Source organism: Paraburkholderia tuberum STM678 (assembly GCF_902833905.1).
Lineage (GTDB): Bacteria > Pseudomonadota > Gammaproteobacteria > Burkholderiales > Burkholderiaceae > Paraburkholderia > Paraburkholderia tuberum.
In genome coordinates, this window is the sequence record NZ_CADFGP010000013.1 from 162,158 (window position 1) to 188,146 (window position 25,989).

At 64.6% G+C, this 25,989-nt stretch carries 25 protein-coding genes; 15 read left to right on the forward strand and 10 right to left on the reverse strand.

What is annotated here, in order from left to right; all coding sequences use genetic code 11:
• Nucleotides 1-303: 303 nt before the first annotated feature.
• The 6 genes from HWY30_RS14205 (at nt 304) to HWY30_RS14230 (ending at nt 6,297) form a co-directional block, all read left to right on the forward strand.
• Entirely contained in the window at nt 304-780 is a 477-nt protein-coding gene (locus HWY30_RS14205) for a response regulator (RefSeq protein WP_018425151.1), read from the forward strand.
• Nucleotides 781-1,050: 270 nt separating this feature from the next.
• Nucleotides 1,051-1,917, forward strand: a complete 867-nt coding sequence (locus HWY30_RS14210) for a glucose 1-dehydrogenase (protein ID WP_090809923.1) — start codon at nt 1,051-1,053, stop codon at nt 1,915-1,917.
• Nucleotides 1,918-2,004: 87 nt separating this feature from the next.
• Nucleotides 2,005-2,319 carry a hypothetical protein gene (locus HWY30_RS14215; RefSeq protein WP_090809925.1) on the forward strand — a complete coding sequence of 105 codons (315 nt, stop codon included), beginning with the start codon at nt 2,005-2,007 and terminating at the stop codon, nt 2,317-2,319.
• Between the two features lie 155 nt (nt 2,320-2,474).
• Nucleotides 2,475-3,035, forward strand: coding sequence for a (2Fe-2S)-binding protein (locus tag HWY30_RS14220; RefSeq protein WP_090809927.1), 561 nt, complete (start codon nt 2,475-2,477; stop codon nt 3,033-3,035).
• Entirely contained in the window at nt 3,032-4,039 is a 1,008-nt protein-coding gene (locus tag HWY30_RS14225) for an FAD binding domain-containing protein (RefSeq protein WP_090809929.1), read from the forward strand. The genes HWY30_RS14220 and HWY30_RS14225 overlap by 4 nt, the downstream gene beginning before the upstream one ends.
• Nucleotides 4,036-6,297 carry a xanthine dehydrogenase family protein molybdopterin-binding subunit gene (locus HWY30_RS14230; protein WP_090809931.1) on the forward strand — a complete coding sequence of 754 codons (2,262 nt, stop codon included), beginning with the start codon at nt 4,036-4,038 and terminating at the stop codon, nt 6,295-6,297. Before HWY30_RS14225 ends, HWY30_RS14230 begins: the two co-directional genes overlap by 4 nt.
• A 71-nt stretch (nt 6,298-6,368) precedes the next feature.
• Here the strand turns inward: HWY30_RS14230 and HWY30_RS14235 are convergent, their stop codons facing one another.
• Complete coding sequence (locus HWY30_RS14235) at nt 6,369-6,791, reverse strand: PRC-barrel domain-containing protein (protein WP_090809933.1); 423 nt, start codon at nt 6,789-6,791, stop codon at nt 6,369-6,371.
• Between the two features lie 294 nt (nt 6,792-7,085).
• On the opposite strand from HWY30_RS14235, the gene glgX reads away from it, so the two are divergent.
• The 3 genes from glgX to HWY30_RS14250 all read left to right on the forward strand — a co-directional run bounded on the left by glgX (nt 7,086) and on the right by HWY30_RS14250 (nt 11,702).
• The gene (gene glgX, locus HWY30_RS14240; RefSeq protein ID WP_090809935.1) at nt 7,086-9,299 is read left to right on the forward strand and encodes a glycogen debranching protein GlgX; all 2,214 of its coding nucleotides are present in this window, start codon (nt 7,086-7,088) and stop codon (nt 9,297-9,299) included.
• Between the two features lie 151 nt (nt 9,300-9,450).
• A complete protein-coding gene (locus tag HWY30_RS14245; RefSeq protein WP_090809937.1) occupies nt 9,451-9,627 on the forward strand; it encodes a DUF2934 domain-containing protein in 177 nt (58 codons plus the stop codon).
• Between the two features lie 95 nt (nt 9,628-9,722).
• Nucleotides 9,723-11,702 (forward strand): AI-2E family transporter, encoded by a 1,980-nt coding sequence (locus HWY30_RS14250; RefSeq protein WP_090809939.1) that lies wholly within the window; start codon nt 9,723-9,725, stop codon nt 11,700-11,702.
• A 22-nt stretch (nt 11,703-11,724) separates the two neighbouring features.
• Here the strand turns inward: HWY30_RS14250 and HWY30_RS14255 are convergent, their stop codons facing one another.
• The 5 genes from HWY30_RS14255 to HWY30_RS14275 form a co-directional block, all read right to left on the reverse strand.
• Nucleotides 11,725-13,332 carry an efflux transporter outer membrane subunit gene (locus tag HWY30_RS14255; protein WP_244144909.1) on the reverse strand — a complete coding sequence of 536 codons (1,608 nt, stop codon included), beginning with the start codon at nt 13,330-13,332 and terminating at the stop codon, nt 11,725-11,727.
• Nucleotides 13,333-13,402: 70 nt separating this feature from the next.
• A complete protein-coding gene (locus HWY30_RS14260) occupies nt 13,403-15,001 on the reverse strand; it encodes a DHA2 family efflux MFS transporter permease subunit (protein ID WP_090809941.1) in 1,599 nt (532 codons plus the stop codon).
• Nucleotides 14,998-16,227 (reverse strand): HlyD family secretion protein, encoded by a 1,230-nt coding sequence (locus tag HWY30_RS14265; RefSeq protein ID WP_090809943.1) that lies wholly within the window; start codon nt 16,225-16,227, stop codon nt 14,998-15,000. Before HWY30_RS14265 ends, HWY30_RS14260 begins: the two co-directional genes overlap by 4 nt.
• 138 nt (nt 16,228-16,365) lie before the next feature.
• Nucleotides 16,366-16,539 (reverse strand): hypothetical protein, encoded by a 174-nt coding sequence (locus tag HWY30_RS14270; RefSeq protein WP_167368765.1) that lies wholly within the window; start codon nt 16,537-16,539, stop codon nt 16,366-16,368.
• A 39-nt stretch (nt 16,540-16,578) separates the two neighbouring features.
• Complete coding sequence (locus HWY30_RS14275; protein WP_090810528.1) at nt 16,579-18,189, reverse strand: FAD-dependent oxidoreductase; 1,611 nt, start codon at nt 18,187-18,189, stop codon at nt 16,579-16,581.
• Nucleotides 18,190-18,440: 251 nt separating this feature from the next.
• Here HWY30_RS14275 and HWY30_RS14280 point away from each other — a divergent pair, with 251 nt between their 5' ends.
• The 4 genes from HWY30_RS14280 to HWY30_RS14295 all read left to right on the forward strand — a co-directional run bounded on the left by HWY30_RS14280 (nt 18,441) and on the right by HWY30_RS14295 (nt 22,246).
• Nucleotides 18,441-20,600 carry a hybrid sensor histidine kinase/response regulator gene (locus HWY30_RS14280; RefSeq protein WP_090809945.1) on the forward strand — a complete coding sequence of 720 codons (2,160 nt, stop codon included), beginning with the start codon at nt 18,441-18,443 and terminating at the stop codon, nt 20,598-20,600.
• Nucleotides 20,601-20,751: 151 nt separating this feature from the next.
• Nucleotides 20,752-21,045 (forward strand): hypothetical protein, encoded by a 294-nt coding sequence (locus HWY30_RS14285; protein ID WP_090809947.1) that lies wholly within the window; start codon nt 20,752-20,754, stop codon nt 21,043-21,045.
• 297 nt (nt 21,046-21,342) lie between these two features.
• Nucleotides 21,343-21,732 carry a hypothetical protein gene (locus HWY30_RS14290; RefSeq protein ID WP_244144908.1) on the forward strand — a complete coding sequence of 130 codons (390 nt, stop codon included), beginning with the start codon at nt 21,343-21,345 and terminating at the stop codon, nt 21,730-21,732.
• Between the two features lie 28 nt (nt 21,733-21,760).
• A complete protein-coding gene (locus tag HWY30_RS14295; protein WP_090809949.1) occupies nt 21,761-22,246 on the forward strand; it encodes a hypothetical protein in 486 nt (161 codons plus the stop codon).
• Nucleotides 22,247-22,435: 189 nt separating this feature from the next.
• Here HWY30_RS14295 and HWY30_RS14300 read toward each other — a convergent pair whose 3' ends face one another.
• From HWY30_RS14300 to HWY30_RS14310, 3 genes are all read right to left on the reverse strand, one after another.
• A complete protein-coding gene (locus HWY30_RS14300) occupies nt 22,436-23,455 on the reverse strand; it encodes a class I fructose-bisphosphate aldolase (protein ID WP_090809951.1) in 1,020 nt (339 codons plus the stop codon).
• Between the two features lie 97 nt (nt 23,456-23,552).
• On the reverse strand, nt 23,553-23,972 hold the full coding sequence (locus tag HWY30_RS14305; protein WP_090809953.1) for a secondary thiamine-phosphate synthase enzyme YjbQ: 420 nt from the start codon (nt 23,970-23,972) through the stop codon (nt 23,553-23,555).
• A gap of 15 nt (nt 23,973-23,987) precedes the next feature.
• A complete protein-coding gene (locus HWY30_RS14310; protein ID WP_090809954.1) occupies nt 23,988-24,308 on the reverse strand; it encodes a thioredoxin family protein in 321 nt (106 codons plus the stop codon).
• 172 nt (nt 24,309-24,480) lie between these two features.
• Here HWY30_RS14310 and HWY30_RS14315 point away from each other — a divergent pair, with 172 nt between their 5' ends.
• A complete protein-coding gene (locus HWY30_RS14315; RefSeq protein WP_090810532.1) occupies nt 24,481-24,777 on the forward strand; it encodes a DUF2628 domain-containing protein in 297 nt (98 codons plus the stop codon).
• 82 nt (nt 24,778-24,859) lie between these two features.
• Here HWY30_RS14315 and HWY30_RS14320 read toward each other — a convergent pair whose 3' ends face one another.
• The gene (locus HWY30_RS14320; protein WP_090809955.1) at nt 24,860-25,057 is read right to left on the reverse strand and encodes a hypothetical protein; all 198 of its coding nucleotides are present in this window, start codon (nt 25,055-25,057) and stop codon (nt 24,860-24,862) included.
• A gap of 228 nt (nt 25,058-25,285) precedes the next feature.
• Between HWY30_RS14320 and HWY30_RS14325 the strand changes: the two genes are divergently transcribed.
• On the forward strand, nt 25,286-25,924 hold the full coding sequence (locus tag HWY30_RS14325; RefSeq protein WP_090809956.1) for a peptidoglycan recognition protein family protein: 639 nt from the start codon (nt 25,286-25,288) through the stop codon (nt 25,922-25,924).
• Nucleotides 25,925-25,989 lie beyond the last annotated feature (65 nt).

The window sequence follows — 25,989 nt, forward strand, 5'->3', positions numbered from 1 at the left end:
TACCGATAACCCGCGACGCCCCGGAACGAGGCGGATAGCACAAAGACAGAGCGCCAATCGATGCTGCGCAGCGCGCACATCGCAGGCGCCGTCATTCAAACGCCGTGATGAATGGGCACGCTGAATCCCGCATTCCAGCTGATTGAAATGCTGGAAAGCGCGACGAGGCGTGCTGGCCGCGGCATCGTCCGATGCGAAGCGGGAATAACAAAAAGCTGCTCGTAGTCCGGCAAAAGCAATGGGATCGAATCTTGCACGTGTGGCGCGGATGCCCTTCAGGGCCAATGTAAAAGGGCGAGAAAAATGACAGTGTTCAACGACAACGTGGACAGCAGCGACGACGTGCTCGTATGGCGACCGATCCGCTATGCGATGGCCGCGCATCGTCGCGTGCTGGTAGTCGACGATTACCGGGAAGCGGCCGATGCGCTGCAAATGCTACTGATGGCCGACGGCTTCGAATGCCGCGCGCTCGACGATCCGTTTGCCGTGTGCGAGACCGCGCGCGAATGGCAGCCGTTCGCGGTGGTGCTCGACATCAAGATGCCTGGACTCGACGGGCTCGAACTCGCGCGGCGGCTGCGCGCGCATCCGCAGACTTCACACATGCTGCTGGTCGCGTGTACCGCGTTTGCGTCGCGCGACGATCGCGCGCTCGCGAAGGCCGCCGGCTTCGACGCGCATTGCGCCAAACCGTTGACACCCGAGCGTCTGCTGCGCGTGCTCGAATCGGCGGCGGCGTTGCATGCGGCGGAGCCATCATCTGAATCACGTTGTTAGCGAAAACTCACTGACAGTTCTGTTATTTCTGCACGGTCGTCGGCAGAAAATCGCACTCGTCGCTCTGCGAATCCGTTTGTCATCAATCTGCCATCTGTCCGCCACCGTTCTGTCCAACGCAGTTTCTTAAGCCATGCGTGCCCCTGCGCTAGCCGGCGCACAGGAGTTTCCTCTCGCTATTGCATGCAGGCCCACTCGTTGCTGAAAGACCGATGACGCGGCGCGTTCGTGCGCGCCGCCCATGGTCATTCGCACCGAGGGAGATCCGACATGAGCGACACGCAACGTCCGGCACCGCCGTTTCCTGAACAGCAGCAGGACCAGAGGCCCGGTCGCACGGCCGACATGAACCCGCAACCGGATCACGGCGAGAAAACCTATGAAGGATCGGGGCGTCTCGCAGGCAAGGCGGCGATCGTGACCGGCGGCGACAGCGGCATCGGCCGCGCGGTCGCGATCGCGTTCGCGCGCGAAGGTGCGGATGTGCTGATCGCCTATCTCGACGAAGACGACGATGCGCGCGAGACCGCGCGCTGGGTCGAGGACGCGGGTCGCAAGGCGGTGCTGGTCGGCGGCGATATCCGCGATCGCACGCATTGCGATGCGATCGTCGACAAGGCGATCGAGGCATTCGGCCGGCTCGACGTGGTGGTCAACAACGCCGCGTATCAGATGAGCTATCCGTCGCTCGATGCGATCAGCGACGAAGAATGGGACAGGACCTTCGATACCAACATCGGCGCGATGTTCAGAATCACGCGCGCGGCGGTGCGCCATATGAAGCCGGGCGGCGCGATCATCAATACTTCGTCGATCAATGCCGATCATCCGAATCCTGGCCTGATCGCGTACGCGACCACCAAGGGCGCGATCCAGAACTTCACCGGTGGCCTCGCGCAATTGCTCGCGGAAAAGGGCATTCGCGCGAACTGCGTGGCGCCGGGACCGATCTGGACGCCGTTGATTCCATCGACGATGCCGGCCGACAAGGTCGAGCAGTTCGGCAAGCAGGTGCCGATGAAGCGCCCCGGCCAACCGGCCGAACTGGCCGCCGCGTACGTGATGCTCGCGTCGGATGAAGCGAGCTACATCTCGGGCGCGACAATTGCGGTAACGGGCGGCGCGCCGATTATTTAGGTTGTCGAACTGATGGCGGCATGGCCGCCTGCGCTCACGTACGAGGTTCGCGCAGCGGGTTTTCATAACGTCCTAAGGGAGAGTGCCATGAAGATCGATGTATCCGTCAAACTGGCTGCCGCGCTCGTTTCAGGCTGCTTCGCGCTAGGCTTTGCGCAGGCGGGCTTCGCGCAGACCGGTACCAATCCGTCCATGCAAAACGGCAAGTCTGCCGCGCAACCCGGCGCAAGCCTGGAAGAATCGCGCACGCCGGACACGACCAGCGCGAACAACGCGAACGGCAATGTCGGCGAATCGGGGGGCGCCACCAATGGGGTGGCCGGCGGCGGCAATGGGAAAACCACCAACAGGCGCTTCAAAGGCGCGACGCCGCCGCGCGCGGGTAGTGGGGCGGGGCAATAAGCGATCCGTCGAGCGCGTCGGCCTGCCTCGCGACGCGCCGGACGCCGCGGCGGCATCGCGCTCGCGCGCTGTCGCCGCTTTGCATTGGTTTGAGTTGCGTTGAGTTCCGTCGCGTGTCGCATTGCTTGCGCGATGCCTTGTGAGGAGGAAATCCGATGGCTACCCCCGATGCTGAAACCGCCCGGGCCGACGCGCCCGCGTCGCATGCATTGACGTTCGAGATCAACGGCGAGACGCGGCGCTTCGACGTCGAAGCGTGGACCTCGCTGCTCGATCTGCTGCGCGAGCATGCGCACCTGAGCGGCACCAAGAAGGGCTGCGATCACGGTCAATGCGGCGCTTGTACGGCGATCGTCAATGGCCAGCGGATCAATACCTGCCTCGCGCTCGCGGTCGTGTACGACGGCGCATCGATCACGACGATCGAAGGTCTCGCGAACGGCGACACGTTGCATCCGCTGCAGCAGGCGTTCATCGATCACGACGCGTTCCAGTGCGGCTACTGTACGCCCGGACAAATCTGCTCCGCGCACGCGATGCTCGAAGAAGGACATGCGCGCTGCGCGGACGATGTGCGCGAGCAGATGAGCGGCAATCTGTGCCGCTGCGGCGCGTATCCGAACATCGTCGCGGCGATTCTCGACGCTGCGCATTTCGGTGACGATGACGCAAGGCAAGACAGTGCGGTCGCGAATAAATCTGGGGCGCGGCCATGAACCGCTTCTCGTACACGCGCGCCGATGCGGTGCAGGATGCGCTCGAACGGCATCGTTCGGACAGGGGCGCCGCGTTCATCGCGGGCGGCACGAATCTCGTCGACCTGCTGCGCGAAGACGTGGCGCGCCCGGCTTTGCTCGTCGACATCAACCGTTTGCCGCTCAGGCAGATCGAAGCGTCGGCGCAAGGCGGCCTGAAGATCGGCGCGCTCGTAACCAATAGCGCGCTCGCGTATGACGATACTGTCGCGACACGCTACCCGCTGCTCGCGAAAGCGATCCTGGCGGGCGCGTCGCCGCAGATTCGCAACGTCGCGACGGTCGGCGGCAATCTGCTGCAACGCACGCGCTGCTACTACTTCTACGACGTGGGCACGCCGTGCAACAAGCGCGAACCCGGCAGCGGCTGTCCGGCGCTGCACGGCGTGAACCGCATTCACGCGATCCTCGGTGCGAGCGAGCACTGCATCGCCGTGCATCCGTCCGATATGTGCGTCGCGTTGGCGGCGCTCGGCGCCACTGTGCATCTGATCGGCAACGACGGCGCACGCACGCTGCCGTTCGCGGATTTTCACCGGCTGCCCGGCGATACGCCGCAGATCGACACCAACCTGCGCGACGACGAACTCGTGACCGCGATCGAACTGCCGCCGCAAGGTTTTGCCGCGCATCACGCGTACGTGAAGGTGCGCGACCGCGCATCGTATGCGTTCGCGCTGGTGTCGGCCGCGGTCGGTGTCGAGCTCGATGACGAGTCGCGGATCGTCGACGCGCGTTGCGCGCTCGGCGGGGTCGCGCACAAGCCGTGGCGCGATCCCGCCGCCGAAGCCGCACTGCGCGGCGCGATGCTGAACGCGCGAACGTTGCGCGACTTTGCGGCGACGCTGCTGCGCGGTGCGCGCCCTCAGCGCGACAACGCGTTCAAGATCGAACTCGCGGCGCGCGTGATCGTGCGCGCCTTCGGCGAGGCCACACAACGTTCGTTCGAGGAGGCCGCGCGATGAACCGTGCCGAAACCTTGCCGTCGACAGGCAGCCCGAAGCCTGCCACCGGCGCGCCGCATTCGCGTGTGGACGGGCCCGTCAAAGTGACCGGCGCCGCGCAATATGCCGCCGAGTTCTGCGTCGAAGGGCTCGTGTATGGCGTCGTCGTGTCGGGCACGATCGCGACAGGCAAGATCGTGTCGATCGATACCTCGGCCGCCGAGGCGCTGTCCGGCGTGCTGCTCGTGCTCACGCATCGCAAGCGCCCGGCGCTGCCGTCGGACGTCGACGCGTTCAAGGACATGGTCGCGCCCGGCGGCACGCCATTGAGGCCGCTGTGGGACGAGCGCGTGTGGTACAGCGGGCAGCCGGTCGCGCTGGTGGTCGCGCAATCGCTGGAACTGGCGCGCTACGCGGCGTCGCTGGTGCAGGTGCGTTACGAGGCCGGCTCGCACCAGACCGATATCGAAGCAGCGTTGACGAGCGCCGTGCCGCCGTCGGCCGAGAAGGGCGGCTTCGATCCGCCTCCGCCCGAGCGTGGCGACCCACGCAAGGCCCTGGCCGCAGCAAAGGCGCGCGTGGACGCGTTCTACACGACACCACCGGAGTATCACAATCCGATGGAAATGCACGGATGCACCGTGGTGCCCGATGCGCAAGGACGCTTGACCGTCTATGAAAAGACTCAGGGCGTCGTCAATACGAAGGGCTATCTGACACGTGTGTTCGGTTTGAAGGACGACGAAGTGCAGGTGGTGTCGCCGTTCGTCGGCGGCGCGTTCGGCTCCGGCTTGCGGCCGCAATATCATCTGGCGCTCGCGGTGATGGCCGCGCGCGAACTGAAGAAACCCGTGCGCGTCACGCTGACGCGGCAGCAGATGTTCACCTTCGCGCATCGTCCGCAAACGGTGCAGCGCGTCGCGCTCGGCGCGTCGGCGGATGGCCGCCTGCAGGCGGTGATCCACGAGGCGGTGTCGGAAACCTCGCGCTACGAGGACTACTGCGACGTGGTGGTCAACTGGGCGGGGCAGCTGTATCGATGCGACAACGTGTCGATGGGCTACAGGGTCGCGAAGCTCGACGTGCCGACACCGGCCGACATGCGCGCGCCCGGCGCGACACAAGGGCTCTTTGCGCTCGAAGTCGCGATGGACGAACTGGCCGAGGCATTGCGGATGGACCCGCTCGAATTGAGGCTCGTCAACTATGCGGAGCGCGACGCGAACAAGAATCTGCCGTTTTCGAGCAAGGCGCTGCGCGACTGCTATCGCGATGGCGCGGCCCGCTTCGGCTGGGCGGGGCGGCCGCTCGAGGCGCGCGCACGCCGCGACGGCAACGAGTTGATCGGCTGGGGCATGGCGACCGGTGTGTGGGACGCGATGCAGAACGAAGCGGCCGCACGCGCGGTGTTGACGCCCGATGGCCGCGTCAGCGTGTCGAGTTCGACCGCCGATATCGGCACCGGAACCTACACCGCGATGACGCAGATCGCCGCCGATGCGCTCGGCGTGCCGCTCGGCGACGTCAGCTTCGAACTCGGCGACACCCGGCTGCCGAAGGCGCCGATCGAGGGCGGATCGTGGACGGTGTCGTCGGTGGGCAGCGCAGTCGATGCCGCGTGTACGCGCCTGCACAACCGTCTGGTTGAACTGGCGCGCGAACATGGTGGGGCACGGTTCGCGTCGGCGACTCGCGAACACGTGCGGCGCGAGCGCAACCGGCTCGTGTGCGGCCCACACGCGGACGACTCGATCGCGATTGCGACGCTGTTGCAGCGCGCCGGGCTGGACGAACTCGAAGAGCAGGCCAGCGTGAAGCCGCACGAAAAGCAGCAGGCGTATTCGATGGGCACGCATTCGGCGGTGTTCGCCGAAGTGCGCGTCGACGAAGCGCTCGGCACTGTGCGGGTCACGCGCGTGGTCAGCGCGGTCGCGGCGGGACGCATCGTCAATCCGAAGACGGCGGGCAATCAGGTCGCAGGCGGCGTCGTGTGGGGCATCAGCATGGCGCTGCACGAGCACGGCCAGTTCGATCACGCGCTCGGGCGCCAGATGAATCACAACCTCGCCGAATATCACATGCCGGTGAATGCCGACATTCACGAGATCGACGTGCTGTTCGTCGACGAGCGCGATGACATCGTCAATCCGCTCGGCGTCAAAGGTGTCGGCGAAATCGGCGTGGTGGGCGTGGCCGCGGCAGTGTGCAACGCGATCTGGCATGCGACCGGCAAACGCATCCGCGATTTGCCCATTACGCCCGACAAGCTGCTCGGCTGACTACGCCCCTGAGCGCATGTGCATGGACGGCCCGTTGCCGCGTCGATCGATTCGACGCGGCAACGCCGCGCTCAATTCGCGTACTTGAACTCCGGCAACGCCTCGAGCGATTTCTTCGTCGCCTCGGGCAGCACGACGCGCCGGTTGTCGATCTGCAGATCGTTGAACGGCACGGCGACCAGATGCTTGCCCATGCCGAGAAAGCCGCCGACCGACAGGATCGCATACGTGGTGCGCTCGGTGCCCGGCGACACGATCAGATCATCGAGCGTGCCGATGTTGTCCTTGTTGCGGTTGTACACGTCCGCGCCCGACAGCTTCGACGCGCGATAGCCGCTCGCAAGCTGCACGACGTCCGTGCGTTTTTCGGTGATCGCCTGCGGCGCGCCTTGCGCGAACGCGCTGCCGCACGTGCCTAACGCGGAAATCAGCGTAATGGCGGCGAGAAGCGATGCGGAAGCGGCCAGCGGTGTGATCTGCGGGTTGCGCATCATCTGTGTTCTCCCGGTTTGGTGTGGTGGCGTTTCGACGGCGCGCAATGCGTGCGCCTTGCCGGTATGCTGCAAATCTCATGCCGCGACTTTGAGCTGAGGGAAAGCGAGGCGCATCAGGCCCATAAGTTGCTGCACGCACCGGCCCGCTGCTTGCGCGCGGTGCAATGTCCGGCGCGCGGGCCTCGAATGCCTACACTGGAACAATGAGCAGCAAAGAACACGTGGAAAGGCAGTTGAAAAAAACACATGCATGACCCTGAGATACCAACCTCCTTGCAGCCACTGAGAACACCTATGTCTTCCCCAGCCAGCTACTCGACACGCATTGCCGAAGGCACGCCTTTTCCGCTCGGCGCGACATGGAACGGCAGTGGCGTCAACTTCGCGTTGTTCTCCGCGCACGCAACCAAAGTCGAACTGTGTCTGTTCGATGAAACTGGCCAATACGAATTCGAACGGATCGAGCTGCCCGAATACACCGACGAGGTATGGCATGTGTTCGTACCGAATCTGAAACCGGGTGCCGTCTATGGATATCGCGTGCATGGTCCCTACGAGCCCGAAAACGGGCATCGCTTCAATCCGAACAAGCTGCTGCTCGATCCATATGCGAAGGCGCACATCGGCGAGCTGAAATGGGCGCCGGAAATCTTCGGCTATACGCTCGGCTCGGAAGAACTCGACCTGTCATTCGATGAACGCGATAGCGCGCCTTTCGTGCCGAAGTGCAAGGTGGTCGACGCGAATTTTTCGTGGAGCCATCCGGAGCGCAACGCGCTGCCGTGGGAGCGCGTGATTCTCTACGAGACGCACGTGCGCGGCTACACGAAACGTCATCCGCGGGTGCCCGAGCATTTGCGCGGCACGTTCGCGGGTCTGGCGCAGCAGCCGGTGCTCGACTATATCCGCAGCCTTGGCGTGACCTCGGTCGAGCTGATGCCGATCCAGACTTTCGTCAACGACAGCCATCTGCTCGACAAGGGTCTCACGAACTACTGGGGTTACAACACGATCGGCTTCTTCGCGGCCGATCCGCGCTTTTTCGCGTCATCGACCGAGTCGGTCGGCGAATTCAAGGAGATGGTCGACCGCTTTCACCAGGCCGATCTCGAAGTGATACTCGACGTCGTGTACAACCACACGGCCGAAGGCAACGAACGCGGCCCGACGGTCTCGTTCAAGGGCATCGACAACGCGTCGTACTACCGGCTGATGCCCGACGAGCCGCGCTACTACATCAACGACACCGGCACCGGCAATACGCTGAACCTGTCGCATCCGCGCGTGCTGCAGATGGTGACCGACAGCCTGCGCTACTGGGTCACCGAAATGAAAGTGGACGGCTTCCGCTTCGATCTCGCGACGATCCTCGGCCGCGAAGATCACGGCTTCGACGAGGGCGGCGGCTTTCTCGACAGCTGCCGCCAGGACCCGGTCCTCTCCAGCATCCGGCTGATCGCCGAGCCGTGGGATTGCGGCCCCGGCGGCTATCAGGTGGGCGGTTTTCCGCCGGGCTGGGCCGAATGGAACGATCGCTTCCGCGACACCGCGCGGGCGTACTGGAAGGGCGACGAGGGCAGCGCCGCCGATCTCGCGACGCGCGTCACCGCGTCGGGCGACAAGTTCAATCATCGCGGCCGGCGGCCGTGGGCGAGCGTGAACTTCATCGCCGCGCACGACGGCTTCACGCTGAGCGATCTGGTCTCGTACAACGACAAGCACAACGAGGCAAACGGCGAGGACAACCGCGACGGCCATTCGGACAACAAGTCGTGGAACATGGGCGCCGAAGGACCGACCGACGACGCCGACATCCGCCAGCAACGCGAGCGCCAGAAGCGCAATCTGCTCGCGACGTTGCTGCTGTCGCAGGGCACGCCGATGATCCTCGCCGGCGACGAATTCGGCCGCACGCAGCAGGGCAACAACAACGCGTATTGCCAGGACAACGAGATCAGCTGGGTCGATTGGGATGCGATCGACGACGACGGCCGCGCGCTGACCGAGTTCGTGCGCAATCTGACCACGTTGCGCCACCGTTTGCCGGTGCTGAGGCGCGGCCGTTTTCTGACTGGCGAATACAACGAGACGCTCGACGTGACCGACACGCGCTGGCTATCGCCGGACGGCACCGACATCACGGGCGAGCAGTGGGCCGATCCGGCGATGCGCTGCTTCGGCCTCGTGATCGACGGACGTGCGCAGGCGAGCGGCATTCGCCGTCTCGCGTCAGACGCGACCTTGCTGCTGGTGCTGAACGCGTATCACGACGTCGTCAACTTCACGCTGCCCGACATTCCCGAGGGCGATTTTTGGACCTGCCTCGTCGACACCAACATGCCGGTGCGCGCCGAGCTGCCGCAATTCAGCGCGGGCGATGCCTACCAGGTGACCGGCCGCTCGCTGCTGCTGTTCGCGCTCGAAGCGCCGAGCCGCGCGACGCAGCGCGTGTTCGACCGCCTCGAAGAGCAGTTGACTTCCGACGAAGGCGACTCCGCGCCAGGCTAGTCCCGGCTGGCGAGCGACGCCAGCCCCGTTGCAAAAGCGGGCCGCAGCACAGGTACAAGGTTTGCTCCTTCTGTCGTTGGCGATACGCACGCGTCTGCGACCTTCGCCACGGCAGGCGTGCGCACGCAAACGGCCAAGCTGGAGTGAACAAATGGAACAGGAACCAAGCGTCGACGAGCAGATCCGCACGCGCGCCTACTATCTGTGGGAGCAGGCGGCCGAGCCGAAGGGCACGCCCGAGCAATACTGGGAGCAGGCCCGCAGTGAGATCGAGAAGGAGGCACCACCGGTCGAGAGCGGGCCGGTGTCGGGCGATTCGCTGAAATAGACATTCCTCAACGGGATTGAGTAATAAGACTCCGAGCCGGCGAACCGCGTCCGGCTCAGGGACCGTTTTTCCATGCCCGCTTTTCGCTCCGCAACATGAACGACACACCCGAGCCGCGCGGCACGAGCGCCGCCGCGCGCATTCAGGCGGCCTCCACCGCCTTCGGTATCGAGGGGCTCGTCACGTTCGGCGTCGGCGTGATCGCGGTCGCATGCCTGTACGTCGCGAGCGCGGTGATGATTCCGATCACGCTCGCGATCCTGTTGAGCTTTCTCGTCGCACCGCTCGCCGATGCGCTGTCCCGGCTCAAACTCGGCCATGTCGCGTCGGTGTGCGCGGCGGTCCTGATCTCGGTGTCGGTCATCGCGCTGCTGTGCGCGGTAATCGCCACGCAGCTGACCGATCTCGCGGCCGGCATGCCGCGCTATCAGGCGACCATCCAGCACAAGATCGACACCGTGCGCAGTCTGACGATCGGCAAGCTGAACCGTTTCGCGAGCGAGGCGGGGCAGGCATTGCAGCGCGCGACGATCGAGCCGCCGCAGCCGCGAGCGCCGAACGGCGCGGCGGCCGCGGCGAGTCCGCAGGCGTCGACGGCGGTGCCGGTGGAAGTGCGCGAGCCGGTGCCGACGCCGTTCGAGCTCGCGCGACGCGTGCTGTCGCCGGCCATCAGTCCGTTGGCAACCGCGTTCATCGTTTTCGTCGTCACGATCGTGATCCTGCTGCAACGCGACGACCTGCGCGATCGCGCGATCCGGCTGTTCGGCTCGCGCGACCTGCACCGCACGACCACGGTGATGGACGAGACCGCGCGGCGCCTGAGCCGCTACTTCGTGTCGCAACTCGGCGTCAACACCGGCGTCGGCGTCGTGATCGGGACGGGGCTGTTTCTGATCGGCGTGCCGAGCCCGATCCTGTGGGGCATTCTCGCGGCGCTGCTGCGGCTCGTGCCCTACGTCGGCATCTGGATCGCGGCGATACTGCCCACCGCGCTCGCCGCTGCGGTCAGTCCCGGCTGGGCGATGGCGATCTGGTCGCTGGTGCTGTTCGTGGTCGCGGAGCTGGCGGTGGGGCAGGTGGTCGAGCCGCTGCTGTATGGGCGCAGCACCGGCCTGTCGCCGTTTTCGGTGGTGGTCGCGGCGATCTTCTGGAGCTGGATCTGGGGGCCGATCGGGCTGATCCTGTCGACACCGTTGACGCTGTGTCTGCTGGTGCTCGGCCGGCACGTGCGGCGTCTCGAGTTTCTCGACGTGCTGCTCGGCGATCAGCCCGCGCTGACGCCGGTCGAAAACTTCTATCAACGCGCGCTCGCCGGCGATCCGGATGACGCGATCGAGCAGGCCGAAGTGCTATTGCGCGACTGCTCGCTGTCTGCCTATTACGACAAAGTCGCGATCCAGGGCTTGCGGCTCGCGGCCAACGACGTGACGCGCGGCAGCGTGACCAGCGCGCAACTCGCGCGCATCGAGTCGACGACCAACGACCTGGTCGACGGCCTCGACGGCTACGAGGATCGCGAGCCGGCGCCGCTCGCGACGCAGGCGAACCGGGGCCCAGTGGGGCCGCTGGCACCTTCCGACGAAACGCAGGCCGCGCGGGCGATGCCACGATCGGTCGACGCCGCGCCCGTGTTCGCCTCGCAGGCGCCGACGAGCCGCGTGTTGTGCCTGCCGGGCCGTGGCCCGCTCGATGCGCTCGCGACGATCATTCTGCTGCAGTTGCTCGGCAAGCACGGCTTCGCGGCGCGCTCGCTGCCGCACGAGGCGGTGTCGCGCGCGTCGATCGACAGCCTCGTGGCGGACGACGTGGGCATCGTCTGCCTTCTGTATCTGCAGATCGACGGCATTCCGTCGCATCTGCGCAATCTGATCCGGCGCATCCGCACGCGCTTGCCGAATGTGTCGATCGTGGCCGGCCTTTGGACACCCGAGGATACGCAGCAGTGGAGTGCGGAACAGCAGGAATCGCTGGAAGCGGAGTGCGCCGTGACGTCGTTGCAGCAGATGCTGGCCGCGTGCCGTCGTCTCGATGCGACGCGAACGGTGATCGCGGAGCCCCAGTTCGAGCATGGCTGAAGCCTTGCGGCAGCGTGGCTGGTTATCCGCCGCTGCCTGACGGCGTCGCCGCGCCCGTTGCTCCCGCCGCATCGGCATCGCTCTGCCAGCCGCCGCCTAGCGCCTTGTACAGCGCCACCAGGTCGGTGCTGACCTGGGTCGTGCCCTGAGCGTATTGCTCTCGTGCCTGCGCGAGCTGCCGCTGCGCATCGAGCACGTTGATGAAGCTCGTCAGGCCCTTGCGATAGCTATCGCGCGACAGATCGAACGAGGTCTGCTGCGCGGTGACGCTGTCCGCGAGCGCATCGCGCCGCGCCTGATCGGTGCGATAGACGACCAGCGCGTTGTCGACGTCCCTCAGCGCGCTCAGCACGGTCTTGCGGTAATCGAGCGCGGCTTCGGCCTGTTGGGCCTTCGACATGCGCAGATTGGCTACCAGCGCGCCGCCCTGGAAAATCGGCAGAGACACGGTGGGCCCGAGCGAATAGAACAGGTGCGACCAGCGCGCGAGATCGCGGGCATTCGTCGCGCGCATGCCGGCCTGGCCGGTCAGCGACACGTCGGGGTAGAACTGCGCGACCGCGACGCCGACACTGGCCGTTGCCGCATGCAGATTCGCCTCGGCGCGGCGGATGTCGGGCCGGCGCCGCGCGAGCGTCGACGGCAAGCCTATCGGCACGACGGGCGGCACCGGCGGCACGGTTTGCGGCGTGCTCAGCTGCGCTTCGAGCGCGCCGGGCGGCTCGCCGATCAGATACGCGAGCGCGTTGAGCGACTGGGCGATCTGCTGATCGTATTGCGGCAACTGCGTTTTCGTTTGCGCGAGCTGCGCCCGCGCGCTTTGCACGTCGAGCTCGCTCGCGAGTCCGACCTTCGCCTTGTTCTGCGTCAACTCGACGGTCTCGGCTTGCTGCTCGACGAGGCTCATCGCGATGTTGTGCAAGGTTTGCGCGCCGCGCAGCTGCATATAGGTCTGCGCGACCTCGGCTTCGAGCGACAGCAACGCGTCGTTGCGGCTCTCGTACGCGGCCTCGGTTTGCGCGTTCGCGGCCTCGACCGAGTGACGCACGCGGCCGAACAGATCGAGCTCCCAGGTTGCGTCGAAGCCGACCTGCCACAGATTGATCGGCGCGGTCAGTTGGTCGAGCAGGTTGTTCGCGCCTTTTTGCAACGCGGCGCCCGCGCCCGGTGCGATCGCATTGACGGACGAATTGGGCGCGCCGAGCTGATCGACCTTGTCGTAGGCGCCGTTCTCCTGCAGAAAACCTTTGAGGCCAAGCTGCTCGCGCTGATAGCTGCCGGTCGCGCGCAGATTCGGCAGACCCTGCGCGGCCGCCGATTGGACCTGGGTGCGCGCTTCGACGATGCGCAGCACCGCTTGCTGCAAGTCCAGATTGCCGAGCGCGGCGCGCGTGATCAGCGCGTCGAGCGTCTGATCGTTGAAACTGCGCCACCAGCGCGGGTCGGGATCGGTGTCGAGGGTGGGCACCGAAGCGACGTTGGGCCTCGTTGCGGAGGCGCCGCTAGCGGACGCGTCGCTCGCGGCGGCATTCGCCGCGGTGCACTGCGTATCGTGCCACTGCGCCGGCACGTCGGCGTGCGGCGCATGAAAGTCGGGGCCGACCGTGCAGGACGCGAGCAGCGCGGACATGGCGACGACGACACAGGCAATCAAACACGTGGCGGGTTCGGGAACGCCGCGCTTCAAACCAGGCTTCACTTCAATGTCCTCCGCCGCCGGACGCCTTGGCCGGTGAAAAGAAAATCGTGATCGGAATGCAAAGCGTGCAGAAAATCGCGAGGAACGCGAACACGTCGACATAGGCAAGGAACGTCGCCTGCGAGATGTACGTGGTGTACAGATGACCGTTCGCCGTTTGCAGCGCCTGAGAAAGCGGCATGCCATTGATGTCCGCGATCGTCCGCGCGTTGCGTTGCAACGTATCGTTGTAATTCTGTGAAAGCGGCGACATGAACTCCGATAGATGCGCCATGCGAGCCTGCGTGCGCTCGCGAACCATCGCGGTCGACAGCGAGATACCGATCGAACCCGCGACGTTGCGGAACATCGTGAACAGCGCGGACGCGTCGTCGTTCAGTCGCGGCGGTACCGTCAGATACGCAAGCGTCGTGATCGGCACGAACAGGAAGCCGATCGCCAGCGACTGCGCGCTGCGCATCTTCACCAGCGTGAAGTAGTCGATGTCCGGCACCAGCATGTGCGAATACGCGAGCGCGCACGCGAGCAGCCCGAAGCCGGTGGCCACCAGAAAACGCGTCTGCACGTGCGGCATCATTTTGCTGATCAGTGGAATTTCCATCGTGATCAGCACAGCGCCAGGCGACAGCACGAGGCCCGCGAGCATCGCCGTATAGCCGAGCTGCTGTTGCGCGAGCTGTGGCACGAGCACCGCGCTGCCATACAGAATCGTCGCGAACGCGGCGATCGTCACGCAGCCGAGCGCGAAGTTGCGGTCCTTCAGACAGCGCAGATCGACGACCGGCTTCTTCGTGTACAGCAGCCAGTACGTCGCACCGACGATGCCCGACACCGCGAGCACCGCGAACGTACGAATGAAGTTCGACGAAAACCAGTCGTCGTCCTCGCCGCGATCGAGCATCACCTGCAGGCAGCCGAGGCCGATCGCGATCAAAAGGATGCCCACGTAATCCACCGACACGCGCAGATCGCCCTTGCGTTTCCACGGCGGATCCTCGACCAGTTGCATCACCGCGAGCGAGGTCAGCACGCCGAACGGCACGTTCACGAGGAACACCCAGCGCCACGAAAAGTTGTCGGTGATCCAGCCGCCGAGCGTGGGTCCCAGCACCGGCGCGACGACGATCGCGACCGCCGAGATCGAAAACGCGCGGCCGCGCTGCTGCGGCGGGAACGTGTCGAGAATGATCGATTGCTGGTTCGGTTGCAGTCCGCCGCCGAAAAAGCCCTGCAAACAGCGGAAGATGATCAGCTGCCACAGATTGGTCGCGATGCCGCATAGAAACGAGCACACGGTGAACGCAATGATGCAGACGAGGAAATAGCGCTTGCGCCCGAGCAGCCGACCGAAGAAACCCGAGATCGGCAGCACGATGCCGTTGGCGACCAGATATGAGGTCAGCGTCCACGTCGCTTCGTCGTAACTGGCAGACATCGTGCCCGCGATGTGCGGCAGCGCGACGTTGACGATGGTCGTGTCGAGCACTTCCATGAACGCGGCGAGCGTGACGACGATCGCGATCAGCCACGGATTCGCGGATGGCTTCCAGTTCGACGCCTCGCCAAGCGACGCCTCGCCGGGCGCGTCGGACGCCGTCATTTGAGGTACACCTTCGGCGTGACCGACAAGCCCAGCCCGAGCGGATGATCGCGCGGCAGACCTTCGTCGATGATGATCTTGACCGGTACCCGCTGCACGATCTTCACGAAGTTGCCGGTTGCGTTTTCGGTCGGGAACGCCGAGAAGCGCGAGCCGCTGCCGAGTTGCACGCTATCCACATGGCCGCGCAGATCGAGCTTCGGATACGCGTCGACGTCGACTTCGACCTTTTCGCCGGGGCGGATGCGTTCGAGCTGCGACTCCTTGAAGTTCGCGGTAACCCACACCTGCGGCGTGACGATCGAGAACAGCGACACGCCCTCGGTCAGGAAGCTGCCGAGCTGCACGTTGCGCCGCGTGATCCAGCCATCCGACGGCGCGCGCACCTCGCAGTACGACAGATTCAGCTTCGCCTGTTCGAGCTGTGCCTCAGCCTGATGCACCTGCTGGCGGCGTTCGTCGACGGCGGCCTCGGCCTCGCGCAACTGCTGCGGCACGAGGCTCGCGGTCCGCTGCTGCGCGCGCGCCTGCTCGAGGCTCGCGTTGGCCGACTGGCGCTGTGCGTCGGCGGTATCGACGTTCTGCTGCGTGGTCGCGCGCGGATCGACCGTGTGCTGACGCTGCCAGGAGGCTTGCGCCTCGCGCAGATTCGCTTCCGCCGACGAGGTTTGCGCCTTCGCCTCGCGGTACTGCGCCGGATACTGCACGCGCGCGATGTCGAGCTGCACCTGTGCGGCGTTCAATTGCGCCTTTGCAAGACCAAGCTGCGCCTTCGCCTGATCGACCTGCGCCTGGTAGTCTCGCTTGTCGATCACGAGCAGCAGGTCGCCCTTGTGCACGAACTGGTTGTCGTCGACCGCCAGCGTCACCACGTAGCCGGAGACTTTCGGCGCCATCGTGATCGCGTTGCCATCGGTGTAGGCGTCGTCGGTCGTCACCTCGTTGCGCGTCGCGAACCACCAGACGAAGCCGACGATGCCAATCAGGATCACGACCGCGCCGAGGATGATCAGCGGCTTCTTGCCGGGCGTCTTTTTCTGCTGACCGTCGTCGCCGTTGTCCTTGTCGTTGTTGCCGTTGCCATGTTTGCCGTCAGCGCGGCCCTGGTCGCCGCGTTTGCCGACGCCGTCGCGTTCGTCGTTGCCGTCGCGGCGATCATCGCCGTGCGGCGCATCACGCCCGAATGCTTCCTGCCCGGCGCTGGCCGAGCCGGTCTCGTCTGACATGGTGAGTCGTTTCCGTCGTTCCAGTGGGTTGAGAATGGGGGAGTGCAATAGATGCCATCCGCGGCCGCCGCGAACACAGTGATGGGCGAGGCCGCGGGCGCTCGGCAAGCGCGGGCAGCGCGAACCGCTGCCACGCGGCTATTGACCGGCGGGCTTGTCGTGCCCGGCCTTTGCCTTGTCCTGCTCCGGCTCGATCCTCGTGGTGCCGCCCGTCGACGGCGGGTCGCTAGCCGGGAAGCTGTCTTCGACCTGCTTGTCGATCTGCTTTTCGCTCTTTTCCGAGTGAGGATGTTTTTCCTTGTATGTCGTCATGGTGACTCCTTAGTCAAGGTTGAACGGCAACACGATGGGTCACGACGCCGCCGCTTCCGGCGCGCCGATGATCGCGAGCGCGTCGGCCCGCGACAGCCCGCCGCGCATCGCGTCGGAAAGCCGCGCGGTCAGCGCTTCGCGCTCGCAGGCGAACACCGCGTCGACGTGGCCGTCGCACACGTACAGCGCGATGAACTGGTGATGATCGAAGTCGCCATCGACGACGATCTCATCCCACTCGCTCGCGTGGCCGAGGTATTCGAAGTTCTTGCCGTAGTGATAGGTCCAGAAGAACGGCACGTCGGCATAGCGATTGCGCAAACCGCACATGTTCTGCGCGGCGATGCGCGCATGCTGCTGCGCGACGCGCCAATGCTCGATACGCACCGGCTCCTGGTTCTCATGCAGCGTGAACACGGCGATATCGCCGGCCGCATATAGACCGCACGCGGCGTTCATGCCGGCATTGACGACCACGCCGCCGTCCTTCTGCAACGGCAGTCCTTCGACAAACCCCGTAGCCGGTGCAACCCCCGTGCCCAGCAGCACGACATCGGCCGCGATGGCCTCGCCGCCGGCAAGCATCACCGTATGCACATTGCCTTCCTCGCCCTCGAGTGAGGCGACCTTGGCGTCGAGATAAAACTTCACGCCATTGCTTTCGTGCAGCGCGCGAAACATCTGGCCCGCGCGCTCGCCGAACTGCTTCGCGAACGGCACCTTGTCGCGCGAAATCACGGTGACGGGCACCCCGTGCTTGCGCAACGCGGACGCGACTTCGAGGCCGATGAAGCTGCTGCCGAGAATCGCGACCCGGGTTTGCGATGCATCGTCACCGAGCGCGTCGATCAACGCGGCGGCATCGTCGAGGTGTCGAAGCACATGCACACCGCCGAGTTCGCAGCCGGGCATGTCGGGCACTTTCGGCACGCTGCCGGTCGCGAGCAGCGCGGTGTCGTATTTCAGCGGCTCGATGCTCTGCTCGCTACTACCCGCGCCGGCTTCGAAATGGATCGTGTGCGCAGGCACGTCGAGCCGCGCGACCTTCGCGACGATACGCTCGATGCCGTGCGTGTGCAGCCAGTCGGGCGGCAGCAGCGGCGGCACGTCGGCCGGCGTCATTTCAAACGAGGGGACGAATTTGCTCAGCGAGGTGCGGTCATAGGGCGCGTGCGCTTCGTCGCCGATCAGCGTGATGCGGCCCTCGAAGCCGAACTCGCGTAACGCGGCACAGGCAGCGGCGCCGGCCGCGCCCGCGCCGATTACCACGTAGTGCTTGCGTTGCGCGGTGGCATCGGGCGGGGATGTGTGTGCCGCCGGTGCCGGCGCTGCGATTTTTTCCGCCGACACGAGCACGTCGTCTCCATCGAGCGTGACCGGGTAGCGATCGAGCGGCAGCAGCGCGGGCGGCTCGAGCACGTTGCCGGTCGAGACGTCGAACGTACCCTTGTGCCATGGGCAGATGATGCGGCCGTGGCACAGCGCGCCCTCTTCAAGCGGGCCCCCGGCATGCGGGCAATCAGGCGAGTACGCCCGCACGGTGTCGCCATCGCGCACCAGCAGAATCGGCGTGCCGTCCACGATCACGCGCAGCGCGCGGTCCGCTGGCAATTCCGAGAGCCGCGCGACGCGGTGGGCAGTCGTGGACATGGTGAGGCCTCGCGCAAGAAAGAGCTCGCGCAGCGCACGCAAACGCGTCGCGAGCGGTGACGGAAGTACGCTTGCCATCAAGCAGCGATAAGGCAGCAATCGTCGTGCCCGGACGCGTCGGCGGAGTGATGCCGTGAAGCTGCTTGGGAAGATAGGCCGAGTTGCGGTAAATTTCGAGACAGGGGAATTAGCGCGCGAACAGCGGCGTGCGAATTCACAGGCAATGCCTTCCCTGACCGTATGCAACTTTGATGGAGCAGGTGACCGTGCAGCGTGCAGAACGTGTCGCAGTCGATGTGCCGATGCCGTCACGCAACTTCGCGGCGACGCAGCGCATGCTGCTGATCTTGCTGGCCGTGTCGATCGTGTTTCCGTTGGCCTGCCTCGTGGGCTACGGCTACTTCGACTACCAGCGCCGCATCTCCGATGCGAACGATGCGCTCGACCGCCTCGCGCGCGTGGCGCAGGAGCAGGCCGTCAAGGTGCTGGATTTGAACCGGCAGATGGCCTCGCGCGTGATCGAGCTGCTCGGCAATTCCGACGACGCGCAGATCCGCGCGCGCGAGCGCGAATTGCACGAGCGTCTGCAGAGCATCGGCGGCGACTTTCCGCAGGTGGCGTCGATCTCGCTGCTCGGTGTGAACGGCCAGTTACTTGCGTCGAGCCTCGCGTATCCGGCGCCGGCAGTGACGAGCGGCTTGCGCGACGACTTTCTCGCCGCGAAGGCGATGCGTCCCCAGCCGTATTTCTCGCTGCCGATGGTCGGCGCGCCGTCGAAGGTCGACGTGTTCACGACCGCGATCGGCCGCACGGGTACGGACGGTCAGTTTCTCGGCGTGGTCACGGTGGCGCTGCGCAGCGAATATTTTTCGCGCTTCTATCGCGAGCTGACCAACGGCGATCCGTCGCTCGCGCTCGCGCTGTACCGGCAGGACGGCAATCTGCTGGTGCACTATCCGCCATGGCCGGCCGGCGCGCGGCCGTCGATGCACAGCGCGTTCATGTCCGCGTTGCGCGACAAACAGCTGTTCGGGCACCTGCATCTGAATTCGACCGTCGATGGTGTCGAGCGGCTGCTCGCGTTTCGCCGCGTCGGCGACTATCCGTTGTATGTGATGAGCGCGTACGCGATGTCATCGATCGTGGCGGCGTGGCGCACGCACTTTATGTTGATCGCGGCGCTGACGGCGGTGCCCTGCATCGCGATCTGGGGGCTCGTGCTGTATTCGCTGCGTCAGCTCGAGGCGGAGCGGCGCGCGTGGGAGCGGTGGCAGGGCGAGGTCGCGATGCGTCTGTCGGCCGAGGCGTCGAGCCGGCAACTGCAGCGCATGGGCGCGCTCGGCAATCTGGTCGCGAATGTCGCGCACGATTTCAACAATCTGCTGATGGTGGTGTCGGCGAACACCGAGCTCGCGCGCCTGAAGCATTACAACGATCTCGAGAAGGAAGTGCATGCGGTCGAGCGTGCCACCGCTACGGCCGAAGCGCTGACGCGGCGTCTGTTGAGCGTCGCGCGCAAGCAGCCGCTGAAGCAGGAGCCCGTCGAGCTTGCGCGCTGGCTGCCGGCCGCCGTGCCGCTGATCAACGCGGCGCTCGGCGACACGATCGAACTGGCGTTGCGCATGCCGGAGAACCTGTGGCAGGTGCTCGTCGATCCGACCGATCTCGAGTTCGCGATCGTGAACATCGCGATGAACGCGCGCGATGCGATGCCGCGCGGCGGACGCTTCGTGATCCGCTGCCAGAACAATCGGCTGGTCAGCGGCGATACGCTGCTGCCGGACGGCGAGTACGTGCTGATCGCCTGTTCCGACGACGGCGAAGGGATGCCCGAATCGGTCGCGCGACGCGCGTTCGAGCCGCTGTTCACGACCAAGCTGCGCGGCTCGGGCACCGGCCTCGGGCTCGCCCAGGTGCTGTCGATGTCCGAGCAGGCCGGAGGCACCGCGAAGATCGACAGCGTGCTGGGCAGCGGCACGACGGTGCGGATGTTTTTGCCGCGCTATCGTGAGGGCGCCGCGCTGGCCGGCGCCGATGCGCGCCAGCCTCTGCCGACCGCGGCCGGGGCCGTGCTGCTCGTCGAGGACAACGAGGACGTCGCGGCCGGCGTGACCGCGGTGCTCGAAACCTTCGGCTGCGAGGTGCATCACGAGCCGACCGCCGACCAGGCGTTCGACGTGCTGAGCGCCGGCGAGCGCTTCGAGCTCGTGCTGTCGGACATCCAGATGCCGGGCAGGCTGAACGGTATCGACCTGGCGGAGAAGATCCGCAGCGCGTGGCCGTCGCAGAAGATCGCGCTGATGACCGGTTACGCCGACGAGCTCGACCGCGCGCGTCGGCTCGGCATTGCGATACTCGCGAAGCCGTTCAATATCGACGAACTGCATGCGCTGGTGGCTTGCGGCACCTGAAGCCGCGGCACCGTTCGTCTATCGCGTCCATGGGCTTTTCCTGGCGTGCTGTGCTGCGGCACAGCCCTTGCTGAAAAGAGCGCGAGGTTTGCGCGTGCGGTCACCGCGCGCCCACTTTCTTTCGACACTCTCGACACCCAGGAGAATCGCCATGAAAATCAGACACGCAGTGCTCGTTTCCACCTTGCTCGCGGCTTCGTCGCTCGCAATGGCCCAAGGCGCCGGCGCCGGCGGTGGCGCAGGCGGCGGCGGGGGGCCGGCCGGCAACGACCCGAACACCAACGCCGCGACCTCGACACGCGAGGGCGGCGATGCGGGCGCGACCGGGGAGACCACGCCTTCGACTCACCATCACATGAAGAAGCATTCGAAGTCGAAGAAGCCCATGACCGACTCGACGAATACGCCGGGCGCCGACGCGAGCAGCGATACGAAGGGGCAGTAAGCGCAGCGTGTCAAGGCAGAAGGGCGGCAGGCGCCCCGCGTCGAGCATCGTCTGGCGCGTCGGCTCCGGCAGTTTTTCTGTGCGCCGCAGTCCCCCCAGAGCCCGGCACTGTCGGCAACGGGGGGAGGGTTTTATGAGATGGTGCCATGTTGCACAATCGGGCCTCGTCAATTGACTGTGAGGCACGATGACTTCACTTTTCCCGCTCCTCACCTCGACATCCGTGAAAGACGGCACGGACATTTCTTCTGGCAGAGCGTTCGCAAATCGATCTACCTTCACATTGAGTCGCCCCGCATGTTTGACGCGGACCGCTGGTTTCATTTTGCCCTGCCAGCCGGCGCACCCCGCGCGGGAAACGACGACTTGGCGCAAGGCATGGAGGAAGCGCGCGCAGCGTGGCTGCAACACGCCCCCTCGATGCTGCTGTCCTTCCAGTCGTACGAGCTGCGCGACGTGCTTGGCCGAAGTGACAACCGATTCGATATGCGCCGGATGGACGACCATGAGGTTGCAAAGGCCCTTTACAACGAAGTGCAGAACGGTGGCAGGCAGACTCGTGATGTAGCAACTGCCTTGGGCCTCAACAAAAATCAGGCGCAGCAGCTTCATCGGGAAATTGGCGGTCAACGGCTCGGTTATCACGAAATAATGGAACGCGCCAAAGATATGTTCAACTTGTGGTAACGCGGCCAACAAACAGTGGAATTACCGAATGATTAACACACGAGACGAGATTGAGCGCCGCCTGTCAGCTGTTGAAGGACTGCCGATAAGTGCGGTACATCATGCAGCAGGCACGCTGACGATGCAGTTTGGCTCCCTAAGACCGGTAGCCAATTTCAAAGGTGCGATCAGGCACGTTGGGGAGTGGTCGTTACACGTCCAATGCAACTGGAAAATAGAACAGGCTGGCAGTGCGATTGCAACGCAAGATGATCTTTTCGGTCCCGATGAAAAGGCACACCGTTCGGCTCAGCGTATTGACGATTTGCTGGTCAAACAGGGCCCTGCCATTGTGAAAGGCGTATCGGGAAGCGAAGAAGGCGGTGCAGACATTTTACTGTCCGGTGGCTTGCGGCTTGTCATCAGCCCGAACAGTGCGCCTGACGAAGAAGACTGGCGCTTTTTTGACCCAACCTCCGATGCGAAGCACTTTATCATCGAGGGCGGCAAGGTTGATCCCTGGTCTTTATCGTGACGAACGTCCCCAGGAAAAGGCAAATCTCGGCGTTGGATTATCTGCAAAGCCCGTAACAATCGCTGACCGTCAATTCGTACTGTCGGCTGTGATATGTGCGGGATGGATGTTATGCGCGGACGCGATCCAGAAGCCTTTTTCCACAGCTCCCGGATAGCCTGCGCCCGCGCCTGGGTTCAATCCCTGGGTTCAATCCTTTTCCATCGCCGCGTCGTACTTGCCGAGCGCGGCCGCGCCGTTCAGGCGCGCGCGCTTGAGCAACGCCTGCTGCGCTTCCTTCACGTTGGCCGGCTGTCCGCGCCACGCATTCAACGGCGGCTCCTGCAACGCGCGCCCGTACGAAAAGCTCAGATTCCACGGCAGCGCGCCGAGCCGGTTCATCGCACCGAGATTGGCGGTAGCCTCCTCGGGCGACTGTCCGCCCGACAGGAACACGAGACCGGGAACCGAAGAGGGCACCGTACGCATCAGCACGCGCACGGTCGCCGCCGCGATATGCGCCGTGCTCGACTGCTGCTGATGCTCGGAGCCGGCCAGCACCATGCTCGGCTTCAGCACGATATGTTCGAGCACCACGCGATGCCGATGCAGCGCATGAAACACCTCGTGCAACACGGCCTCGGTGACTTCCGCGCAACGCTCGATCGTGTGCTCGCCGTCCATCAGCACCTCGGGTTCGACGATCGGCACGATGCCGGCTTCCTGGCTGATCGCCGCGTAGCGCGCGAGCGAATCGGCGTTCGCCTCGATCGCGAGCCGGCTCGGCAGGCTCGCCGTGATGTTGTAGACCGCGCGCCACTTCGCGAAGCGCGCGCCTTGCCGCTTGTAATCGACGAAGCGTTTGGCGAGACCGTCGAGGCCCTCGGTGATCTCGTCGCCGGGAGCGAGCGCGAGCGGCACCTTGCCGAGGTCGACCTTGATGCCGGGCACGATGCCGTTTGCCGCGGCCACCTGCGGGAACGGCGTGCCGTCGTCGGCTTTCTGGCCGAGCGTTTCTTCGTAGAGGATCACGCCGCTCACGAACTCGCCGAGACCGGGCGTCGTCAGGAGCAGGTTGCGATACGCGCGACGGTTTTCCTCGGTCGATTCGAGGCCGATCGTCTTGAAGCGTTTGGCGATGGTCGGGCCGCTTTCGTCGGCGGCGAGAAGACCCTTGCCCGGTTGAACCATCGCCTTGACGGTGGCTTGCAGCTCGCTACGGGTGTCCATGAGGTGTGCTCCCTTGGGTAGGCTCCGTTCGATGCGGTGTGCAAAGAAGTGCCGGTGACAGTTTCCTTTGCGTGACGAGTGGGTGCGAAAGCGGACTTCATTCGCCGAGCAGATGCAACACGATATCGCGCGGCTGCGGGTGACGCCGATGTTCGAACAGATACAGCCCCTGCCATGTGCCGAGCACCATCCTTCCATGCTCGACGGGCACGCACAACTGCACCTGGGTGAGCGCCGTGCGCAGATGCGCGGGCATGTCGTCGGGGCCTTCGGTGTCGTGCTCGTAGCGCGTGTCGTCCTCGGGCGCGAGGGTCTCGAAGTAGCGCTGCAGATCTCGCCGCACGGACGGATCGGCATTCTCCTGAATCAGCAGCGACGCCGACGTGTGCCGGCAAAACAGCGTCAGCAGACCGGTACGGATGTCCGTCTCGTCGACGAAGCGGCGCGCGTCGTCGGTAAATTCGACGAGGCCGCGGCCGCGGGCCTGGACACTCAGATGATGGATGACCTGGCGCATGACGGAGCTCGAATCTCAGAGCGACGCGAACGCGTCGTCGATATCCTCGGCGCTGCGTGGCCGCACCACGCGCGCGACCTCGGCGCCGTCGCGCATCAGCACGAGCGTCGGCCACAGTTTGACCTTGAACGAGCGGCCGAGCGGGCGGCCTGGGCCGTCCTCGATCTTCAGATGCCGCAGGCCCGCGTGCGGCGCGAGCGCCTGCCGGATCGATGCCTGCGCGCCCTGGCAATAGCCGCACCAGTCGGTGCCGAATTCGACGACGGTGACGCCGGGCAGCGAGTCGAGCTCCGCGCGGGTCGGTCCTTTCGGGGAATAAGCTGTCGGCGAGGTCATGCGTGCTCCGCTGCTGATCGTGATCTGCCAAGGGTAGCAGCTATGCCGCGGATCGTCAGCGCAGCGGCTGTATGCTGCCGATGCGCGCGGTGTCGCCGCGGCATGTTAAAAAGCGGTGCGCGCGTGCTCGATCGATCGACGCGCCGCGTCATCGCACGGAACCTCGCAAAACATGAACGCACGAATCTATCTGCAACATCCGCAACACAAAGACGCTATCGCGGTCGCGACCGGCTTCAGCTGGGGCGCGTGCCTGCTCGGCTTCATCTGGGCGCTGTCGAAGAGAATGTGGTTCGCCGCGTTCGTGATGCTAGGCATCAACGTGATCCTGCTCGGCATCGGTCTGTGGGGCGAGACGGCCGATCTGATCGGCTTCGTGCTGTCGATCGTGTTCGCGTTCGCATGCGGCGCGTATGGCAACCGGTGGCACCGCTGGACGCTCGAACAGCGCGGCTACGTCGTGGTGTGATGCGTTCGCGCTGGAGCGGGGATTGCTGCGCGCAGGAATGTGATCGAAGCTGAGTTCAATCCGTCATGGAGGCGTTTTATGCTCATTGCATCGGCAGTCGCTGGTCTTTCCGCTGATCGGCTTTCGACGCGCCGGCCTTGCCCTCACGCTGCGGCAACTGGCCGAGCATTGCGAATGTGCGGCCCACGGACACATTCAGGCTCGTCGCTCGATTGACCCGTCCCGCCGAACGCATGACGGCTGCGGCTTGAACGATGACGACGAAAGCGACTGCTGGCACTTGCTTATCCTACCGTCGCGAACGACTCGCGCTGCTGTCTGGTTGTCTGCCCTAACAACGGATTACGCCGAGCGGGCAGCAACGCTAGACATCGCTATGCACCCCGGATAATTGACCATTGTTAACAAAAACCAAAATCCGTTTGATTGCGCCAGAATTTCCTTCCGTGCTAGCGTGATCCCCACGCATCCCTCACGCACGCAAACTTAATGCCTCAGAAACCTAATAATGGCTGACTATAACAGCAGCAACTACTGGACCTCCTCAACTACAGAAAAGCATGACAGCAAGCAAAACGCCATTGCAATATCGGTCGATGACCGCGCCGCCACCCGGCAGGCGATTATCAATATGCTTGCGCGAAAAGGCTACAGGCTGATTGAGCGTTCAGCGTGGCACGCAAAGCCCCCGAGTGGCGCGATGCGGGAAAGTCATTGGGACTATCAGGATATTGTGATACACCACGCGGGCCGCAGCTATTCTTGTGGCGCACCTTCTATTGAAGAGATGCAGCGCTTACAGGCGGAGGACATGCGCAGAAGCCCGCCTTTTGGCGATGCAGGATACCACTACGCAGTTTCATGTCAGGGCGAGATATATGAGGCCCGCGATATTCGGTTTGTTGGTGAGCATGTGGCTGCAAGCAATTCGGGAAAAATCGGTATTGTGTTTCTATCCGATTTGGTTGAGGCAGGTGAGGCCTATGAACAGGAATACGGCAATCTATCGATATTTGATAAGCTCAAAAATATTCGCGGGATTCTAACCGATCAGACTATTTCAGGGCATGATAAGCCAACCCCGGCTCAGATTCAAGCTGCCACAGCTTTGTGTGGCGTCTTAGAGCGTGTTAGGCACTTTTCATAATCGGTGCAGCATGAACGAGCATAAGCATGGCGAAGACGACGAAGTGCAGGCCTGCCAGGGTTTCG

Bases quoted from the DNA above. Each gene is read 5' to 3' on its own strand.
- HWY30_RS14205 (WP_018425151.1), top strand. From the start codon at position 304: ATGACAGTGTTCAACGACAACGTGGACAGCAGCGACGACGTGCTCGTA.
- HWY30_RS14210 (WP_090809923.1), top strand. From the start codon at position 1,051: ATGAGCGACACGCAACGTCCGGCACCGCCGTTTCCTGAACAGCAGCAG.
- HWY30_RS14215 (WP_090809925.1), top strand. From the start codon at position 2,005: ATGAAGATCGATGTATCCGTCAAACTGGCTGCCGCGCTCGTTTCAGGC.
- HWY30_RS14220 (WP_090809927.1), top strand. From the start codon at position 2,475: ATGGCTACCCCCGATGCTGAAACCGCCCGGGCCGACGCGCCCGCGTCG.
- HWY30_RS14225 (WP_090809929.1), top strand. From the start codon at position 3,032: ATGAACCGCTTCTCGTACACGCGCGCCGATGCGGTGCAGGATGCGCTC.
- HWY30_RS14230 (WP_090809931.1), top strand. From the start codon at position 4,036: ATGAACCGTGCCGAAACCTTGCCGTCGACAGGCAGCCCGAAGCCTGCC.
- HWY30_RS14235 (WP_090809933.1), bottom strand. From the start codon at position 6,791: ATGATGCGCAACCCGCAGATCACACCGCTGGCCGCTTCCGCATCGCTT.
- glgX (WP_090809935.1), top strand. From the start codon at position 7,086: ATGTCTTCCCCAGCCAGCTACTCGACACGCATTGCCGAAGGCACGCCT.
- HWY30_RS14245 (WP_090809937.1), top strand. From the start codon at position 9,451: ATGGAACAGGAACCAAGCGTCGACGAGCAGATCCGCACGCGCGCCTAC.
- HWY30_RS14250 (WP_090809939.1), top strand. From the start codon at position 9,723: ATGAACGACACACCCGAGCCGCGCGGCACGAGCGCCGCCGCGCGCATT.
- HWY30_RS14255 (WP_244144909.1), bottom strand. From the start codon at position 13,332: ATGTCCGCGCTGCTCGCGTCCTGCACGGTCGGCCCCGACTTTCATGCG.
- HWY30_RS14260 (WP_090809941.1), bottom strand. From the start codon at position 15,001: ATGACGGCGTCCGACGCGCCCGGCGAGGCGTCGCTTGGCGAGGCGTCG.
- HWY30_RS14265 (WP_090809943.1), bottom strand. From the start codon at position 16,227: ATGTCAGACGAGACCGGCTCGGCCAGCGCCGGGCAGGAAGCATTCGGG.
- HWY30_RS14270 (WP_167368765.1), bottom strand. From the start codon at position 16,539: ATGACGACATACAAGGAAAAACATCCTCACTCGGAAAAGAGCGAAAAG.
- HWY30_RS14275 (WP_090810528.1), bottom strand. From the start codon at position 18,189: ATGTCCACGACTGCCCACCGCGTCGCGCGGCTCTCGGAATTGCCAGCG.
- HWY30_RS14280 (WP_090809945.1), top strand. From the start codon at position 18,441: ATGGAGCAGGTGACCGTGCAGCGTGCAGAACGTGTCGCAGTCGATGTG.
- HWY30_RS14285 (WP_090809947.1), top strand. From the start codon at position 20,752: ATGAAAATCAGACACGCAGTGCTCGTTTCCACCTTGCTCGCGGCTTCG.
- HWY30_RS14290 (WP_244144908.1), top strand. From the start codon at position 21,343: ATGTTTGACGCGGACCGCTGGTTTCATTTTGCCCTGCCAGCCGGCGCA.
- HWY30_RS14295 (WP_090809949.1), top strand. From the start codon at position 21,761: ATGATTAACACACGAGACGAGATTGAGCGCCGCCTGTCAGCTGTTGAA.
- HWY30_RS14300 (WP_090809951.1), bottom strand. From the start codon at position 23,455: ATGGACACCCGTAGCGAGCTGCAAGCCACCGTCAAGGCGATGGTTCAA.
- HWY30_RS14305 (WP_090809953.1), bottom strand. From the start codon at position 23,972: ATGCGCCAGGTCATCCATCATCTGAGTGTCCAGGCCCGCGGCCGCGGC.
- HWY30_RS14310 (WP_090809954.1), bottom strand. From the start codon at position 24,308: ATGACCTCGCCGACAGCTTATTCCCCGAAAGGACCGACCCGCGCGGAG.
- HWY30_RS14315 (WP_090810532.1), top strand. From the start codon at position 24,481: ATGAACGCACGAATCTATCTGCAACATCCGCAACACAAAGACGCTATC.
- HWY30_RS14325 (WP_090809956.1), top strand. From the start codon at position 25,286: ATGGCTGACTATAACAGCAGCAACTACTGGACCTCCTCAACTACAGAA.